The organism is Sporosarcina sp. PTS2304, assembly GCF_003351785.1.
GTDB lineage: Bacteria > Bacillota > Bacilli > Bacillales_A > Planococcaceae > Sporosarcina.
Genome location: NZ_CP031230.1, coordinates 887738 through 902265, shown reverse-complemented (window position 1 = coordinate 902265; position 14528 = coordinate 887738). Strand labels below are relative to the sequence as shown.

Sequence of the window (14528 nt, the reverse complement as noted above, 5' to 3'; positions counted from 1 at the left end):
TTTTGTAATTTCCTACAACTTTACTCTATTGAAAAAACTTTCCGATACATAAATTAGGCAGAGAAAAACGAAATGTTTTTCTCTGCCTGATTTAGTTATGAATTGCTAATAGTGAAAACTTCCAACTATTTTTTAGTTCATTCATCGTAAGTCACCGCTGCATTACGAATACACAAGCGCCTTTTCACAGTTCGACACATCTACTGTTTCTTAATACATCTCGGACATTTTCCGTAAATCTCAAATTTATGCCCTTCAATTTCATACTCTGATAAATTGACCGTAACCATATCCATCGGGCAGCTCGGAATCGATTTCGTACTTCCGCAAGTCGTGCAAATAAAATGATGATGGTGATGATCGATCGCACATTGCATGCGAAATAGACGCTCGCCATTCAACTCTGTTTCATCAAGAATCCCCAGCTTCGAAAATACCGCTAAATTACGATAAATGGTATCAAAACTAATCCCCGGATTATCCTGCCCTACCGCATTACGCACTTCCATGGCTGTTACATAATGATCTGCCTCATCAAAAAAGCGCAATAATATCTCTCTATTTTTCGTTCTTTTATACTCATGTTTCAATAAAATATCCCATGCTTCATCGATAGTCATATGAAATCGCTCCTTTCTATGACCACAACTTTTTGCCAAAAAGGACGCCTAATAAAATTACGACTGACGTGACAACAATAGTCCCGCCAGGTGCAATATCCAAATAGTAAGCTGAAATCAAACCAATAATTACTGCGATTTCTCCGAATACAATAGAATATAATAATGCACCTTTATAACTTTTCGCCACTTGAATAGCTGCGGCCACTGGCAATGTCATTAACGAAGACACAAGCAATATACCAACGATCCGCATAGAAGCCCCAATGACCAAAGCGGTAATAATCATAAATACTGCCTGAATCATTTTTTCATTAATCCCCGACACTCTCGCATACTCTGGATCAAATGCCAATGAAAACAATTCCTTGTACAATAAATATAAGAACGCAATTACAATAACCGCAATAACTATGACAACATACAAGTCTTGGCGGCTCACTGCAGAAACTGAGCCGAATAAATACCCGACTAAATCCGTGCCAAATCCTTTAGCCAATGAAATAAAAATAGCTCCGAAGCCTATCCCCGCAGATAAAATAATTGGAATGGCTAACTCTTCAAAACTTTTATACACTCTACGCAAACGCTCAATTAGCAAAGAACCAACGACCGCAGCTCCCATTCCTAAGTAGACAGGATTTAACGCGGCGAAAAATAATACTTGTTGACTTAAATATAAACTTCCCGCAATACCCGCCAAGGCTACATGACTTAACGCATCAGAAATCATCGCCATGCGACGGACTACAATAAATAATCCAAGCATCGGTGCAATGATCCCGATAATGAGTCCGGACAATACTGCATTCTGTAAAAATTCATAAGTAAAAATGGCTTCAATCATGTCAGAGGCTCCATTTCTTTTTGATGCAATCGACGAATAGGATGTCCGTACCAGCCTGACAATTCGGATTCAGTCATTTTATCATAATCTTCGTGAGGCCCATGGAAATGAATGGTACGGTTTAGACAAGCAATATGTGTCGCGAGCTGCGTTACCACATCAATTTCATGTGTTACTAACAAAATCGCAATACCGTATTCACGATTTAGTTCACTCAGCATAGTATAAAAGGATTCTACGTTTTGCCGGTCAATCCCGACAGTCGGTTCATCCATAATGAGTAAATCCGGTTGACCTACGAGAGCTCGTGCGATAAATACACGCTGTTGTTGCCCGCCTGATAAATTACCGATGCTTTCATGCTTGAAATCTGCCATTTTCACAACGTGCAATGCATCAATCGCCTTTTGTTCGTCTTCTTTTGTATAGCGCTTGAAAAGTCCTTTTCGGCTCGCCAACCCACTTTTGACAACTTCTAGTACAGTTGCAGGAAACTTCGTCGAAAACGCATTCGACTTTTGCGAAACATAGCCGATCCGTTGTTGTTGTTTAAATGAATCGATCGGACCGCCAAACAGCTGTATCGTTCCTTTTGTCGGCTTTAATAACCCTAATATAATTTTAAGCAACGTCGATTTTCCCGAACCGTTTGGGCCGATCAAAGCCCAAAATTCTCCCGACTTCACTTCGAGACTCACATCAGAAAGTGCAACGGAGTGATGATAATTATGTGATATATGTTCTAGTTTAATAATGGAATTGGCCATATACATATCCCTTCCTTTAATTCGGAATCATTCCGATTACTTTATGAATTATATAGGAATTTGCGATGGGATACAACCAATTGAAAGGATTTGATAGTGATGGATGTATTACAATTAATTCAGCAGATGAAAATGTTATCAGACGACGAGGCAAAGCGCTATGCAGCTGAAAACGGCGTACAGTTATCTATTGCGGAAATACAGCAATTGCGTCCACTGTTAGACGAAGTGTCGCTTTCTTGGTTATTTACAGGGGTTCCTCCTTCTTTCATAGAACGTATAGCGCAAATTATCGGTTATGAAAAAACGCAGTATTATTTACAACAGCACCGTCTGCAATAGAAAAAGGGGCTGTCCAGAAAGTCAGTAAGAACTGAGTTTCTGTGACAGCCCTTTTTCTCGTGAAACGAATAGAAGAATCCTCTCTTCGCCGTTCCTTTCCGTTCCAGGCGGACGCGTTCGGGAGGGGTCGCCGCCTGGAACGAAAATCCACTCGATATCTTGCTTCAATAGGTACAAAAAAATCGCCCATTCTAGTAGAATAAAGTTACCTAACCCACTCTACGAAAGGACGATTTTTTATGCGCAATCCAAAGATTATTACGAACAGTATACCACAGAACAGCTCACTTTTTCTATAGAAGAACTTACGGCATCGCTCCGTGACCTTGAAAAGGTTCATACGGAGTTAGGAATCGTCGCACTGGTTCACAATCTGTTGAAAGTAGCGAGCATCCGCCGGCTACTTTCAACTGTGAACGACTACAAACCAAAATCAGGCAGAGAAAAACAATTCGTTTTTCTCTGCCTGATTTATTTAGGGACTTATTGGACAGCACCAGTAGTTAGTTTTGTAATTGTTGTAGTCGTTCAGGTGTAAAGTTATTTGATTTCAGCATGTCGATTTCAATCGCATACGGTGCTTTTTTATTTGCTTTGTCCGTTCCAACAAAAGGTGTTTCTAAAATTTTAGGCACATTTTTAAATGCAGGATGATGCACAATGTACGCGAGAGCTTCAAAACCAATATGACCAAAGCCGATATTTTCATGGCGGTCTTTTCCTGCTCCGCACACATTTTTACTGTCATTTACATGAATAACAGAGATTCGGTCAAGCCCGACAATTTGATCGAACGTATCTAGTACGCCAGAGAAGTCATTGACGATATCATACCCTGCGTCATGAACGTGACATGTGTCAAAGCAGACGGATAAACGATCATTATTTTCAACACCATCAATGATTTTGGCAATTTCATCAAAACTTCTGCCACATTCAGTACCTTTTCCAGCCATTGTTTCAAGCGCGATACGAACAGTAGCGTCTTCAGACAGCACTTCATTGAGACCTTCGATAATTTTATCGATGCCTATAGCTGAACCCGCCCCTACGTGAGCGCCGGGGTGCAAGACAATTTGATTCACCCCTAGTGCTTCTGTACGCTGGATTTCCTGTTGTAAAAAATCCACGCCTAGACGAAACGTTTCCGGCTTCGTCGTATTCGCCAGATTAATAATATACGGTGCGTGTACGACGACATTTGACTGTCCGTTCGATGCCATATGCTTTAATCCATCCGCAATATTCAATTCCTCGATCGGTTTACGTCTAGTGTTTTGTGGGGCTCCTGTATAAATCATAAAAGTATTCGCTCCATAGCCGAGCGCCTCTTCACTGGAACCAAGAAGCATTTTTTTACCGCTCATTGATACATGGGAACCTAGAAGGATTTCATTTGTCATGTTCTCTTCTTCATTCTCCTTTGTCTCTTTTTATATTTTTCTTGTTGTTCAGCCATTTTTTTCTTATAACCTGGTTTCACTTTATCTGGCTTACGAATAATAGATGTCGCTTTCAAATCAATTTCATCCACTTCACGGACACGTTTTTTACGAGCTTGACGTTCTTTCACTTCAACCCATTCGCCATTTTTAACATCTTCGTGAATGAATGGAATGCCGAGCTTTTCAATACGGTTAATCGCATCTTCATCAGATGGCTCATACAACGTAATCGCTGTCCCTTGAAGACCTGCTCGAGCAGTACGACCTACTCGGTGAATAAAGAATTCAAGGTCTTCCGGTAATTCGAAGTTGATGACATGGCTGACACCTGGAATATCAATACCGCGTGCTGCGAGATCTGTTGCGACGATATATTGAAACTCTAGATCACGCACTTGCTTCATCGTTCGGGTACGTTCCCGCGGCGTTAAATCCCCATGAATCCGTCCCACTTTATGGCCGTGTTCTGCTAAATAGTTAGCTAACTGATTAGCATTTTGCTTCGTATTCATAAAAATAATAGCTAAATATGGCTGTATAGCATCCATGACATGCAGTAACTTTTTGTTTTTATCCATACTTCTAACAGGAACTAATGAATAATGCATATTCTCTGTCAGTGGTTTTTTATCGTCCATTTGTACGTGGACAGGAGAATTCATATATTTAGCCAAAAACGGCTTCAATTTCTCTGGAATAGTTGCAGAAAATACATACATGTTCAGCTGACTCGGCATTCTAGAAGCAAATTTATCAATATCTTCAATGAAGCCCATATCAAATGCGAGATCTGCCTCATCAATTACGAGTTGCGTAGCCGTGTGAATGGCCAACGCCCCTGTTTCCGACATATCCTGTATACGACCTGGTGTGCCGACAATTATATGCGGTGTGCTACGTAAACGTTCAGCAGAGCGTTTTTTATCCGTTCCCCCGATAAGAATAGCAGTTTTAATGTCACTGCCTTCAATTAACTTCTTCAACTCGTCGTGTAATTGCACAGCTAACTCGCGAGTAGGTGCAGTGATAACGGTTTGAAGTTCATCGAGGTCTATATTAATTTTTTCGACAAGCGGAATTAAGAAACTGTGGGATTTTCCCGTTCCTGTATGCGCCTGGCCAATCGCACTCGTATTTTTCATAATCAATGGAATCATTTCTTTTTGTATCGGTGTCGGCTCTTCAAACCCTAACTTTTGAATGGCTTCCCTCAAAAACGGTTTGAACTGGTAATCTGTAAATTTCGACATATCGTTCCTCCTCTAGCTTATATCTTATTGTAACATGATTCGGTACCATCAGTAGTTTTTTTCGCATAGGATAGTATAGTTGTACGAAGAAAAAATCGGAAAGGAGCTCGTCATGAGATACCAATCATTTTATCCGTTTAGTAATCAACAGACGCCAATGAGACCCGGTCCTCCTCCACAATTTCAAGGAGGTGGAATGCAGTCACCTTTCACTCAAGGCATGCCAAGTCCTGGAACTAGCAGTCCTCAGCTACCTCCAAGTTCTATGCAAGGATTTCAACAGTCGCAAGCGAACCAACCAGGTCTCTCCCGCGCCGATCAATATATGCAGACAGCCAATCGTTTCTTAAATACCGCACAACAATTTGCGCCTATTGTGCAACAGGTTGCCCCAATGCTTCAAAATTTACCCGCTATGTGGCGTTTATATAAAGGTTTTCAATCTATTCCGGATGCACCTACGCCACAAACAGCAAACCCAGTCGCAGCGGGCAATCCGTCACGTTCCATACCAAGTGATCAGCCTGCGGCACCGCGAATTTATCAACCTCCCTTCTGAACTCTTTGAATCACTCGCGAAACTCGGCTATAATGAAAGAGAACTTACTAGAAGAGTGGAGTGGAAGAAATGAAAGTACTCAAGATTTCACCAAGAGGCTACTGTTATGGTGTGGTGGATGCGATGGTCATTGCTAGAAACGCTGCACTTGACAAATCGTTACCTAGACCCATTTATATATTAGGTATGATTGTCCATAATAAACACGTAACAGACGCTTTCGAAGAAGATGGCATCATTACATTGGATGGCGAAAACCGTCTAGATATTTTGCGAAAAGTCGATAAAGGAACAGTCATCTATACTGCACACGGTGTTTCTCCGGAAGTACGTAAATTGGCAAAAGAAAAAGGATTAGTTGCAATTGATGCCACATGTCCTGACGTCTCTGTCACTCATCATTTAATTGAAGAGAAAGTGGCGGAAGGTTATGATATTTTGTACATTGGCAAAAAGCATCACCCTGAACCAGAAGGCGCCATCGGAGTCGCTCCGGATTCAGTTCATTTGATCGAACGACTAGAAGATATTGAAAATCTGGAGATCTATAATGAAAAACTGTTGGTAACTAACCAGACAACGATGAGTCAATGGGATGTCGCACATTTGATGGAAGAGTTAGAGCGAAAGTTTCCGCATATTGAAGTTCATCAGGAAATTTGTTTAGCTACACAAGTACGTCAAGAAGCAGTAGCCGAGCAAGCGGGCGAAGCGGATTTACTTATTGTCGTCGGCGATCCAAAGAGTAATAACTCCAATCGGTTAACGCAAGTGTCTGTAGAAATCGCCAATACGCCTTCTTATCGTATCTCTGACGTGTCAGAAATCGATCCTGCGTGGTTGATGGATATTGAGACGGTAGCTGTCACAGCAGGCGCTTCTACGCCAACTGTGATCGTCAGAGAGGTTATAGCATACTTAGGCGACTTCGATGCAGAAGATCCTGCCACGCATCATCCGGAGCGTAAATTTAAGTTGGAGAAGATTTTGCCGAAGATTAAAAATCCAAGTCCGGTCGTTCGGATTGAGCCTTAAGATGGAAATAAAAACTGCCCTTGCTTTAGGGCAGTTTTTTTCATGGAAAGATTTTGGGTAATGCAAGATTACTTAGTACCGTTACGGATTTTGAAAGTGATCGGTTCACTGAATTCACTTCAGCGCTGAGGGACAGCAATCCCCCCACGCGCCGAAGCAATAACTGGAATTTGAACCCTTATTAACTCCAGAAACCGAAAACGAAGTCGAGTCACGACCAAACACCGCTAACTCAAACTAAAAACTGAAACGGCTCTGTAATCACTTTAGACTCTACACACGTCACATCCAAACTCTTATCTTGACAAAGCACAGACAACTTCTCCGCCACACCCGCAATCATAATCTTCTCCACATTATGACCCGGATCCACGACTGCAAGCCCCAAAGCCTCCGCATCTTGAGCCACATGATAATACAAATCGCCCGTAACTAACACATCTGCCCCTTTACGCTTAGCAGCCGAAATATACTTATTCCCATCACCGCCAAGAACCGCCACCTTACGCACCAATGTCTTTGGATCACCAACAAAACGTAAAGCAGGCACACCGAATGCTTGCTTCACATGCTCAGCGAATTGCTGTAACGTCAAACTCTCCGCAATATAACCCACACGTCCAATCCCTTGCACGTTCGTTTTCTGCTGCATCTTAAACAAATCAAATGCAGGCTCTTCGTATGGATGTGCGCTAAACATTGCCTTCAGTACTTTTGACTGCAAACTTTCAGGGAAGACCACTTCAATACGTTCTTCCTCTACACAAGTAGCTTCTCCTACTTCTCCAATCGTCGGATTTGCACCATCTACTGGCGTAAATCGTCCAATCCCTTGCGAACTAAAACTACAACCTGTGTAATCTCCGATAGCACCCGCTCCCGCTATAGCTAATTGCTGGCGCAGAGCATTCGCTTCCGACTGTGGACAAAAAACCGCAAGTTTCACCAAGTGCTCTGAATCTGTCACTTCAATCGGCTCTGTATCCATAATACCCAAACGTTCGGCAAGCATGTCATTGACGCCTCCTTCAGCAATATCGAGATTCGTATGCGCTGCGTAAACGGCAATATCATGCTTGATACATTTTTCGATCATCTTTCCTTGCGGTGAATCTGTCCAAATCGTTTTCACAGGACGAAAGAGAGGGGGATGATGCGCGATAATGAGTGTCGCTCCCTGTTCAATCGCTTCATCAATTACTCGTTCATTTACATCGAGTGTGATAAGTACTTTATCAACAGGACGATTTAATTGGCCGATATGTAAACCTACCGGATCTCCTTCAAACGCTAGCCGTTTCGGTGACCAACTTTCAAAAACTTCGATAATTTGATGACCATTTGCTTTTTTCATGTCGCTAACACCTTCCTAACTAGTTCATAGTGATATTCAATGGATGCTTTCTTCTGCTGAATCTCTTCGGTTTGTTCCGCCTGATTGAGAGCCGTTAATACACGATTCCATTCTTGCATTTCTCTCTCCCATTTCGCATGAAAAACAGCAGACGCCTTCTCTTTAAGAATGGGGCCTACTAACAGTTCCGTTGGGGTATAGTGGGCTATTCCTCTTTCTAACACAACGACTTCATAGATTTTTCCATCCTCTAGCAAAATCTCTTCATCCACGATAAAAAAACCATTTTCTACTGCCCATTGACGGACAGCAATTGCATAAATATTTGGTTGTGCAATAATCCGCTTCACACCAGCAAGACAATCTTTGCCTGATTCTAGAATGCTAGCGATTAATGTGCCACCCATTCCTGCAATCGTTACTGTTTCCACTCCGTCTGTTGGTTGAATCGCTTGAAGTCCATTTGCTAGACGGACGTCTATCTTGTCCCCGAAACCATTGGCTTGTACATTTCGTACTGCCTGATCATACGGGCCTTTTACTACTTCTCCGGCGATTGCTTTTGAAATGATTCCTTTATTCGTCAAATAGCACGGTAAATATGCATGGTCGCTTCCAATGTCAGCGAGTACGGTATCGCGTGGAACGAAACTCGCCACTAGCGCAAGACGTTTTGATAATTGATTCGTGTTCATAAGTTCCCGCCTTTCATTCCATTCTATTGTATAGTCGGAGGATCGTTCCTGCAATGCAAAAGAGCTATTAAACCGAGGACTTCCAAGGTTTAATAGCTCTATTTTGTAAGTAAGCAATCAGTCTAGTGATAAAATGTAATCTACCATTTCATCTATGTTGTCGTCTAGAACAAGTCCACCAGGCATTGCAGTTCCTGGAACGCCGTTTTTGATTGCGTCATGCATTTCTTCAGCACCGAATGCTTGGCCATTTAGAGCAGGCCCCATTCCGCCTGATAAGTTATCACCGTGACAACTTACACACTTTTGTTGTGCGACAGCTTCTGCATCAAATTCGCCAGTATTTGCACTTTCTTCTTGCGTAGCTTCTTCTTCATCCGGTCCAGCAATTTCTTCTTTTTGATCTAAACCATAAAGTGACAAGAAGAAAATCAGTCCAATTCCGAGTGCGAAAATCAAAAGAAATGGTACAACAGGATTTTTATTCATTGGATTACCCTCCTTCACCAGAATCTATTCTGTAAAAGATACAGTTCACAATTAACATTGTACTGTATTCATGAGAAAACTGAAAGTGTTATTGGCGGACTTTTAACCTTTTGTGACAGTTTCGCCATAATTCTAGAATTAGCAACCAATTTGTCTAGCAATGACCATTCGCTGGACTTCAGAGGTTCCTTCACCAATCTCTAAAAGCTTCGCATCACGCAAATAGCGTTCCACTTCATATTCGCGCATATAGCCATAGCCGCCATGAATTTGAATCGCTTCGTTGGCTACTTGCATCGCAATTTCAGATGCATACAACTTACACATAGAAGCCTCTTTTGTAAACTTTCTTCCCTGATCTTTCAGCCAAGCCGCTTTATAAACCATCGTTCTTGCAAGTTCAATTTTCATGGCCATATCCGCAAGTTTAAACTGCGTACTTTGGAATGAAGAAAGTGTTTGACCGAACTGTTTCCGCTCTTTGGAGTAGTTTAATGCACGCTCATATGCAGCTTGGGCGATCCCGACTGCCATCGCGCCAATACCGATCCTACCTCCATCCAATGTCACGAGAAATTGTTGGAAGCCCTTGCCACGTTCACCGAGCAAGTTTTCTTCTGGTACAACTACTTCATCTAACACGAGTTCTGTTGTATTCGACGCATGAAGCCCCATTTTTTCGTAGTTATCAATAATTGTAAAGCCTGCAGCGTCTGTCGGTACAATAATGGCGCTAATCTCTTTCTTTCCGTCAGACCGTCCTGTAATCGCTGTAATTGCTAAGTGCTTAGCATAGCTGGCATTTGTAATATAGACTTTTGAACCATTAATCGTATACTTGCCATCTTTCAGCACAGCAGTTGTTTCCGTCCCACCAGCATCCGATCCTGCATTCGGCTCAGTAAGCCCAAATGCACCGAAAGATTCCCCTGTACAAATCGGTGTTAAATACTGTTCTTTTTGTTGCTCTGTTCCGAATAAATGTAAAGGTGCACCGCCTAATGAAATATGCGCCGAGTACGTGATGCCTGTGGACGCACACGCTCTACTTAATTCTTCTGTCACAATGGCAAAACTAATCGTATCTGCTCCTGCTCCGCCATATGTTTCCGGGAACGGCAAGCCCATCATTCCCATGGCAGATAGTTTCTTAAATATTTCTAACGGAAACTCCCCTGTTCGATCACGTTCCACTGCCCCAGGTGCTACTTCTTCATTCGCAAACTCTCTCATCAATTTTTTCACCATTTGCTGTTCTTGAGTTAAATCAAAATTCATCTTGATCATCCTCCTCTTATGAAAACCCTTACATTTCATTATATAGAAAAGGGACAGAGATTAGCAATACATTCATTGCCTCTCTGTCCGGTTAGGTGATTATAAGGATAAAATTAGGAATGCAACAATTGTCAATAAGCCAAGCGAACCTGAAATTGTGAAGTATAATAATTTTAAAATTCTTCCGGTAAATAACCAGAGACTGCAATTTAACACGAGTAGCGCAATCAAAAGTGTCGTATCATTAGGAAAATACGTCGTCCAAATTTTCAATGACATCATTAACAATAAAAATGCTAGTGCTATGTATACTAACGGTGCAAAACCGTTTTTAATAAATGACTTTCTCGTAACAATTGCTAGAAATGTCAATGACAAAATAGCGGCGGTGATCAATGTAGCAGTCGGATATTCCGTATATAAAAACATGACGACCGATGCTAGACTAGCTAACAGCAAACTAAAGAATAACACCATAAACTGTTTAGCTCTCAAGCGCGTACGTTCTTTCTGTAGTGTAGACGTTTCTTTTTCTGCCACTTCATCAGGATTTTCACCTTGTGCATACAATGTAATTAAGAAATCACAATAATGCTCAGGCAGAAGTTTATTTTCTTTCCAATAGCGGATTTCTGAAATAATTAATTGTTTCTTTTCCTTTGTCATCCTTTCTCCTCCAATAATTCCTATCTTTTACTTTGTTGCGACTGCAAAAAAAGCATCGGCTAGTTCAAAGCCGATGCATCTATTACTCTAAAAAGTCTTTTAATCGCTTACTACGTGAAGGGTGGCGCAACTTTCGAAGGGCTTTCGCTTCAATTTGGCGGATTCTTTCGCGTGTGACACCAAAGACTTTCCCTACTTCTTCTAGTGTCCGTGTACGACCATCATCTAAACCGAAACGAAGACGCAGAACATTTTCTTCACGGTCTGTCAATGTATCCAAGACATCTTCCAGTTGTTCTTTTAACAACTCATATGCGGCATGATCGGATGGAGACTGCGCTTCCGAATCTTCAATGAAATCACCTAAATGCGAATCATCTTCTTCCCCAATAGGAGTTTCCAACGAGACGGGTTCTTGTGCAATTTTTAAAATTTCACGAACTTTTTCTGGCGTTAAATCCATTTCTTCACCAATTTCCTCAGGAGAAGGTTCGCGCCCTAAATCTTGCAAAAGTTGTCTCTGCACTCGAATCAATTTATTGATCGTTTCCACCATATGCACCGGAATACGAATGGTACGTGCTTGGTCAGCAATCGCACGAGTGATCGCTTGACGAATCCACCATGTGGCATACGTACTAAATTTAAAACCTTTCGTATGGTCAAATTTCTCAACTGCTTTGATCAGTCCCATATTTCCTTCCTGAATTAAGTCCAAGAATAACATTCCGCGACCGACATAGCGTTTTGCGATACTGACAACTAACCGCAGATTGGCTTCGGCTAATTTCTTTTTCGCATTCTCACCACGAATAATAGCTGCATCAATTGTAGGGGTCATTTTTTCTGTTTCTGCTAACTCTGCTTCCGCTTCGATTCCTTCTTGAATACGAATAGCTAAGTCTACTTCCTCTTTACCTGTCAGCAAGTCTACTCGTCCGATTTCCTTCAAATACATACGAACGGGATCGTTAATTCTGACTCCTGGCGGCACACTTAAATCATTTAAATCAAACTGCTCTTCCTTTTCATTCTTAGGGTCTGCTTCTTCTTTTCTGTCCATCTCAATTTCTGATGCTTCTATTTGATCTAGAAACTCTTCGAACTGATCCGGTTCCATTTCGAAAGATGCCAGTTTTTCAGTCACTTCTTCTAATGATAGTTCACCTGTTTTTTTACCAGCCTCAATAATAGCCGCTTTTGCTTCTTCTAGCGTCATTTCTACTCCGCCCGCTTGTTCTTCTTTTGTCATAGTGACTATACCTCCTTACAGAACCTTTAACGATCTCAAAAGTTGGATGACTTCTGAGCCCAACTCCATTGCCTTTGATAAGTCGTTCCTTTTTTCTGCTTCTTTTGATTCGTGCTGTTTTTGTTCAATTAATCGTTTTATCTGATTTCGCTTCAAGTGACGGATACAATCTTCGACTTCTCTTTGTATATTTTCCTGTGAACGATCGGCGTGAATAGCACCCATGACGACACTTTGCAACTGTCGGTCATCGAGCATTTCAGTAAATCGTTGGTAGTTAGGCACATCATACTGTTCATAAAATGCAGCTAACTTAAAAAATATTTTCATAATATCTTCTCTAACAAATAACTCTTGAAGTTCTAGACGTTTTTCTTCAAATAGATCTGCATCCATCAATAGATGGGCAAGCAATAATAGTTCAGCACGATCTGTCTCCGTTCTACCTACGGGCGCTCTTGTAGTCTGTCCAGATCGACTTTCTTCAACCGGATTGGTATCACGCGCTTGCTTAGTCTTTTTCGCAATAGACTTGGTAAACTCCTGCCCAAGCGATTCTTTTGAAGCGTGCGTTTCACTATGGAGTTGTTGTATGAGTAAATCTTTCTCAATAGGAGAACAACGGTGAGCGAGTTCACTAAATACTTCATGGACGTATTGTTTAATGTCATGATCAACAGTTAAATTCTTATCTCTTCTATAAAAAGCTGCAACAAAAGAGTTATATGAAAGTGGCTGATCAAGAATTTTTTCCATAAACACTTCGGCTCCGAACTCCGTAATATAATCATCAGGATCCATACGATCAGGCAGGGTCGCTATTAGTACATCCATTCCGCTATCTATTAAGTGATCGGCGAATCGTTTGGCGGCCCCCCAGCCAGCGGAATCCCCATCGCAACAAATGACGACTTTTTTTGCCATTCGCTTTAGCTTCACTATATGATGTCCAGATAACGCAGTACCCATAACAGCTACCGTATTTCCTATACCACCGCGATCTGCGGCAATCGTATCCATGAAACCTTCGAATAATACTACTTTACCCGTTTTCCGAACATTAAGACGTGCGCGATGAAAATTAAACAAAACTTTACTCTTTTCGAAGATAGGGGTTTCAGGACTATTGATATATTTGGCCTCTGACGTTGAGTCCGTTAGTCTTCTTCCGGAAAACGCAATTGTGGCACCATTATCGTCTTGAATAGGAAACATGATTCTCCCTCTGAAACGGTCGAAATATCCCGATCCGTCTTCTTTTTGAAAACAAAGTCCCGCCGTTTCCATCTCTTTTAGATCAAAGCCTTGTCTTTTTAAGAGTGCTGACAGTGCATCTGATTGAACAGGTGACCATCCTATCTCATATTGTTCGATTTGATCACGCGTAAATCCTCTTTTTTCTAGATATTCTAATGCTTTTTCGCCTTCCATAGTGTTTAAGAGCAGATGGCTATAAAAATTGGCCGCCAACGTATAGGCTTTTAACATATTTTGATTAGACGAGCTTTTTGTTGCCGACTCACTTTCAGAAGCCTCTAGCTCTATACCCATTCTACTGCCAAGCTGAACAATAGAGTCAATGAAGGTTCTGTTTTCTATATCCATCATAAATGTAATGGCATTGCCGCTTGCTCCACAACCAAAACAATGAAATAGTTGCTTGTCCTCTGAGACAGAGAATGAAGGGCTGCTTTCTTCATGGAATGGGCAAAGACCAAACCAATTCTTCCCTCTTTTAGCTAGTTGAACATATTCACTGATCAAATCGACAATGTCGGTTCCTGCACGAATTTCCTCAATTGTCTCGTCAGATATTCTTGTCATTCTATCACCATTTCTACTCTATATACCTACATTCGATGCTTTTCACAAAAACCCTTCTTTATCGACATGATTCGTATTACTTTTTGCGATATGAACATTCTGTTA

Annotated in this window: 15 protein-coding genes; 3 read left to right on the top strand and 12 right to left on the bottom strand. The window is 41.4% G+C overall.

The window, feature by feature from the left end; translation table 11 throughout:
• Positions 1-200: 200 nt before the first annotated feature.
• From DV702_RS04170 to DV702_RS04160, 3 genes are read right to left on the bottom strand one after another with little or no spacing between them, the layout of a single operon-like run.
• Positions 201-620 (bottom strand): Fur family transcriptional regulator, encoded by a 420-nt coding sequence (locus DV702_RS04170; RefSeq protein WP_114923612.1) that lies wholly within the window; start codon positions 618-620, stop codon positions 201-203.
• A gap of 16 nt (positions 621-636) precedes the next feature.
• Positions 637-1467: a metal ABC transporter permease gene (locus tag DV702_RS04165; RefSeq protein ID WP_114923611.1), complete on the bottom strand. Its 831-nt coding sequence runs from the start codon at positions 1465-1467 to the stop codon at positions 637-639.
• Positions 1464-2234 (bottom strand): metal ABC transporter ATP-binding protein, encoded by a 771-nt coding sequence (locus DV702_RS04160; RefSeq protein ID WP_114923610.1) that lies wholly within the window; start codon positions 2232-2234, stop codon positions 1464-1466. Before DV702_RS04160 ends, DV702_RS04165 begins: the two co-directional genes overlap by 4 nt.
• A gap of 99 nt (positions 2235-2333) precedes the next feature.
• On the opposite strand from DV702_RS04160, the gene DV702_RS04155 reads away from it, so the two are divergent.
• The gene (locus DV702_RS04155) at positions 2334-2576 is read left to right on the top strand and encodes a hypothetical protein (RefSeq protein WP_114923609.1); all 243 of its coding nucleotides are present in this window, start codon (positions 2334-2336) and stop codon (positions 2574-2576) included.
• Between the two features lie 503 nt (positions 2577-3079).
• On the opposite strand, the gene DV702_RS04150 is transcribed toward DV702_RS04155, so the two are convergent.
• Both DV702_RS04150 and DV702_RS04145 read right to left on the bottom strand, forming a co-directional pair.
• A complete protein-coding gene (locus DV702_RS04150; protein ID WP_205407220.1) occupies positions 3080-3979 on the bottom strand; it encodes a deoxyribonuclease IV in 900 nt (299 codons plus the stop codon).
• Positions 3976-5271: a DEAD/DEAH box helicase gene (locus tag DV702_RS04145; RefSeq protein WP_114923608.1), complete on the bottom strand. Its 1296-nt coding sequence runs from the start codon at positions 5269-5271 to the stop codon at positions 3976-3978. The genes DV702_RS04150 and DV702_RS04145 overlap by 4 nt, the downstream gene beginning before the upstream one ends.
• A gap of 196 nt (positions 5272-5467) precedes the next feature.
• Between DV702_RS04145 and DV702_RS04140 the strand changes: the two genes are divergently transcribed.
• Together DV702_RS04140 and DV702_RS04135 are read left to right on the top strand one after the other, a co-directional pair.
• On the top strand, positions 5468-5830 hold the full coding sequence (locus DV702_RS04140) for a VrrA/YqfQ family protein (protein WP_240315679.1): 363 nt from the start codon (positions 5468-5470) through the stop codon (positions 5828-5830).
• A gap of 69 nt (positions 5831-5899) precedes the next feature.
• A complete protein-coding gene (locus tag DV702_RS04135; protein WP_114923607.1) occupies positions 5900-6865 on the top strand; it encodes a 4-hydroxy-3-methylbut-2-enyl diphosphate reductase in 966 nt (321 codons plus the stop codon).
• A gap of 232 nt (positions 6866-7097) precedes the next feature.
• Here DV702_RS04135 and DV702_RS04130 read toward each other — a convergent pair whose 3' ends face one another.
• From DV702_RS04130 to dnaG, 7 genes are all read right to left on the bottom strand, one after another.
• Positions 7098-8219, bottom strand: coding sequence for a Nif3-like dinuclear metal center hexameric protein (locus DV702_RS04130; protein ID WP_114923606.1), 1122 nt, complete (start codon positions 8217-8219; stop codon positions 7098-7100).
• A complete protein-coding gene (locus DV702_RS04125) occupies positions 8216-8914 on the bottom strand; it encodes a tRNA (adenine(22)-N(1))-methyltransferase (protein WP_114923605.1) in 699 nt (232 codons plus the stop codon). The genes DV702_RS04130 and DV702_RS04125 overlap by 4 nt, the downstream gene beginning before the upstream one ends.
• Positions 8915-9031: 117 nt before the next feature.
• Positions 9032-9403 (bottom strand): cytochrome c550, encoded by a 372-nt coding sequence (cccA, locus tag DV702_RS04120; RefSeq protein WP_205407219.1) that lies wholly within the window; start codon positions 9401-9403, stop codon positions 9032-9034.
• Between the two features lie 138 nt (positions 9404-9541).
• Positions 9542-10681 carry an acyl-CoA dehydrogenase family protein gene (locus DV702_RS04115; RefSeq protein WP_114923603.1) on the bottom strand — a complete coding sequence of 380 codons (1140 nt, stop codon included), beginning with the start codon at positions 10679-10681 and terminating at the stop codon, positions 9542-9544.
• 99 nt (positions 10682-10780) lie between these two features.
• Positions 10781-11347 carry a hypothetical protein gene (locus DV702_RS04110; protein ID WP_114923602.1) on the bottom strand — a complete coding sequence of 189 codons (567 nt, stop codon included), beginning with the start codon at positions 11345-11347 and terminating at the stop codon, positions 10781-10783.
• 82 nt (positions 11348-11429) lie between these two features.
• Positions 11430-12599: an RNA polymerase sigma factor RpoD gene (gene rpoD / locus DV702_RS04105; RefSeq protein ID WP_114923601.1), complete on the bottom strand. Its 1170-nt coding sequence runs from the start codon at positions 12597-12599 to the stop codon at positions 11430-11432.
• Between the two features lie 15 nt (positions 12600-12614).
• Positions 12615-14423 (bottom strand): DNA primase, encoded by a 1809-nt coding sequence (gene dnaG / locus DV702_RS04100; RefSeq protein WP_114923600.1) that lies wholly within the window; start codon positions 14421-14423, stop codon positions 12615-12617.
• Between the last annotated feature and the right edge of the window lie 105 nt (positions 14424-14528).

Excerpts from the sequence above, each read along its gene's own strand:
- DV702_RS04170 (WP_114923612.1), bottom strand. The coding sequence starts at position 620 with ATGACTATCGATGAAGCATGGGATATTTTATTGAAACATGAGTATAAA.
- DV702_RS04165 (WP_114923611.1), bottom strand. The coding sequence starts at position 1,467 with ATGATTGAAGCCATTTTTACTTATGAATTTTTACAGAATGCAGTATTG.
- DV702_RS04160 (WP_114923610.1), bottom strand. The coding sequence starts at position 2,234 with ATGGCCAATTCCATTATTAAACTAGAACATATATCACATAATTATCAT.
- DV702_RS04155 (WP_114923609.1), top strand. The coding sequence starts at position 2,334 with ATGGATGTATTACAATTAATTCAGCAGATGAAAATGTTATCAGACGAC.
- DV702_RS04150 (WP_205407220.1), bottom strand. The coding sequence starts at position 3,979 with ATGACAAATGAAATCCTTCTAGGTTCCCATGTATCAATGAGCGGTAAA.
- DV702_RS04145 (WP_114923608.1), bottom strand. The coding sequence starts at position 5,271 with ATGTCGAAATTTACAGATTACCAGTTCAAACCGTTTTTGAGGGAAGCC.
- DV702_RS04140 (WP_240315679.1), top strand. The coding sequence starts at position 5,468 with ATGCAGTCACCTTTCACTCAAGGCATGCCAAGTCCTGGAACTAGCAGT.
- DV702_RS04135 (WP_114923607.1), top strand. The coding sequence starts at position 5,900 with ATGAAAGTACTCAAGATTTCACCAAGAGGCTACTGTTATGGTGTGGTG.
- DV702_RS04130 (WP_114923606.1), bottom strand. The coding sequence starts at position 8,219 with ATGAAAAAAGCAAATGGTCATCAAATTATCGAAGTTTTTGAAAGTTGG.
- DV702_RS04125 (WP_114923605.1), bottom strand. The coding sequence starts at position 8,914 with ATGAACACGAATCAATTATCAAAACGTCTTGCGCTAGTGGCGAGTTTC.
- cccA (WP_205407219.1), bottom strand. The coding sequence starts at position 9,403 with ATGAATAAAAATCCTGTTGTACCATTTCTTTTGATTTTCGCACTCGGA.
- DV702_RS04115 (WP_114923603.1), bottom strand. The coding sequence starts at position 10,681 with ATGAATTTTGATTTAACTCAAGAACAGCAAATGGTGAAAAAATTGATG.
- DV702_RS04110 (WP_114923602.1), bottom strand. The coding sequence starts at position 11,347 with ATGACAAAGGAAAAGAAACAATTAATTATTTCAGAAATCCGCTATTGG.
- rpoD (WP_114923601.1), bottom strand. The coding sequence starts at position 12,599 with ATGACAAAAGAAGAACAAGCGGGCGGAGTAGAAATGACGCTAGAAGAA.
- dnaG (WP_114923600.1), bottom strand. The coding sequence starts at position 14,423 with ATGACAAGAATATCTGACGAGACAATTGAGGAAATTCGTGCAGGAACC.